This window comes from Candidatus Thermoplasmatota archaeon (assembly GCA_034660695.1).
Taxonomy (GTDB): domain Archaea; phylum Thermoplasmatota; class E2; order UBA202; family DSCA01; genus JAYEJS01.
The window spans coordinates 1-2484 of sequence record JAYEJS010000026.1 but is presented as its reverse complement, the minus strand read 5'-3'; the positions used below and the strand labels follow the sequence as shown (position 1 = coordinate 2484).

The window sequence follows — 2484 nt, the reverse complement described above, 5'->3', positions numbered from 1 at the left end:
AAGGGAATATTGAGAGAATACCAATACATTTTGATTCAGAGGGAAACCCTTCTAAGGGAATATTTGATGGCGGTAATGACGGTATATGGAATGTAGGGGATTATTTCAGCTATTCATTCAATTATAGCATAAGATATTGGCAGGTGAGCATTGTAATAGTCGACAAAAATAGTAATTCCATAATCATGAGCGGTATGTTGAATATGGGTTTGACGGATTATCTCTTTAAAGACAATACTGAATTGCAGGGTACGGCCGATTTTACGTGGTCTCCTGACAGGCCCGTAATATCAGAAACAATACAATTTAGTGATGCATCCTCGTATTCCTCTTACATAGATATGTGGAGTTGGGATTTTGGTGATGGAAACAATTCTACACAGCAAAACCCAACTCACCAGTATCCAGTGAAGGGAACGTATAATGTTAAATTAACTGTAACATATGATGGAACCGTTTTGGGCCCCAATGTTAACATCACAAATGATAGCATCACAAAGCAGGTTACTGTATATCAGCCTCCAACTGCAAACTTTACGTGGAACCCTCTAGTGCCACAAATTGATGAAAATGTGACATTCGATGCCAGTAGTTCATCAGATGATGGCAATATAACGCTGTATGAATGGGACTGGAATGCAGATGGAATTTACGACGACAATAGCGCTTCTCCTACCACTACTCATTCCTGGAGTTCGGCAGGAACTTACAATGTTCTCCTTCGTGTTACTGATAACGACGGATTTAGTGGTACAATTACTAAAAATGTGAGAGTTAATGCTCCTCCAATAGCAGATTTTACTTTCTCTCCGATACAACCCACCTTGGAGGATACTGTTCAATTTAGCGATACCTCAACAGATGCCGACGGTACGATTGTAAACTGGACATGGAACTTCGGGGATGGAAACATAAGCTACGAAAGAAATGCAACTCATCTGTTCGCTAATGAGGGCTCGTATACGGTAACATTAACTGTTAAAGATAATGATAACGCTGTTAACTCGACTAGCAAATCTGTTGTTGTTTGGCCGATAAAAATAGATTTTGCATTTGTAGACCTAAATAACGACTTAGTATATACTCCCGGATTGGATATAAATGTCACGGAATATATAACAAATGACGGTATTTTTTATTCATGGCAGTCAGAAGGCGATTACGTTGGTAACAACAACTCCAGTCTTGTTCTAACACCTGGACTAAGCAACTTGATCCTCGGAAGTAACATACCTTTAGATCTAAGGGCAAATAACAGCATTGTTATCGATGCCAACATAACGGCTGATTCAGTAAACTTGGAGGCAACCGATGTCTACCTCTCATATTCCCAAAATATTACAATAAACCCTGATGAGGAGGGGGCGTTATCCGCAGATTTAACGATAGATGCTATAGGGAGCATTTTTGCAAATAATACAAACATCAATATTGAAGAGAATGGGAATCAGGGTATAAATGTGAATATGTATGCCAACGATGACATATACTTAAGAAACATAAATATCACTTGTGATGAAACAGGTAATAGCCCAATTGTAATAGACATTGAATCGTATAATGGGAGTGTTGACCTAACAAATAGCGATGTGGCTATCAGAGATACAGGCCAATGGGATTCATGGATGAATATCAGGGCGTATGATGATTTGATTGCATCAAACATTTTTATACATCCAGGAAGACTTCTTGACGTAAGCATGGATTCTACCACGGGTGACATCAACATTTCCTACGCTACTTTAAATGTACCATATGCTGAGTTGACGGTAAAATCCCACGAGGGTGCAGTAATTGCCCAATATACAACTATCAATGCAAAAAGCGGGAGTGATCCCATGCTTCAAGGTCATACTTTCCTAGATTTTTCCCATGCAAGCATTACCAATATGGCCGGGGAATTGAATTTAAAGTGTGATAACTCAGGATACATTAAAGGTGAAAGTGCTACAATTACACAAAACGCCAATAAACCAACCAACATTTGTTTTGGAGTTGCTGGAAATGGAGGAGGGAATATCATTCTTACAGGTGCTTTAACCCATAATATTGGGGGAAATTCAGGAGCATTGACAATTAAAACCACTTTGGGCAATATCAGCGCTTCTCAATTAGAAATTCCTGATTCTGAAGGGAATGTGGAAATATATACATCGAATGGCACCATTGATTTATCTGGTGCAAATCTCTCTACCGCTTTAAACAGTAATAGATATATTAATATTTATTCATCAAGCAACGGAAATGTAAATTTGTCAAGTGCATATATTCGGACATACAATAATGATATCACTATTACTTCATCCCGTGGCCATGTAAATGCATCATCTACTGAGTTTTACAGCAGAAAGAACCTATATATTGCGACGAGAGATAATCTTTATCTTGTTAAAGCGGTAATTTCGGTAGATAGTACTGTTAGTTTCCGAGACATTTTATCTCCAGGTAACTCTGTTTATTTGCGCCAGTTACATTTAACGTATC

Annotated in this window: 1 protein-coding gene; it reads left to right on the top strand. The window is 38.3% G+C overall.

What is annotated here, in order from left to right; all coding sequences use genetic code 11:
- A partial coding sequence (locus tag U9O96_01410) for a PKD domain-containing protein (protein MEA2053765.1) occupies positions 1-2484 on the top strand: 2484 nt, incomplete at both ends.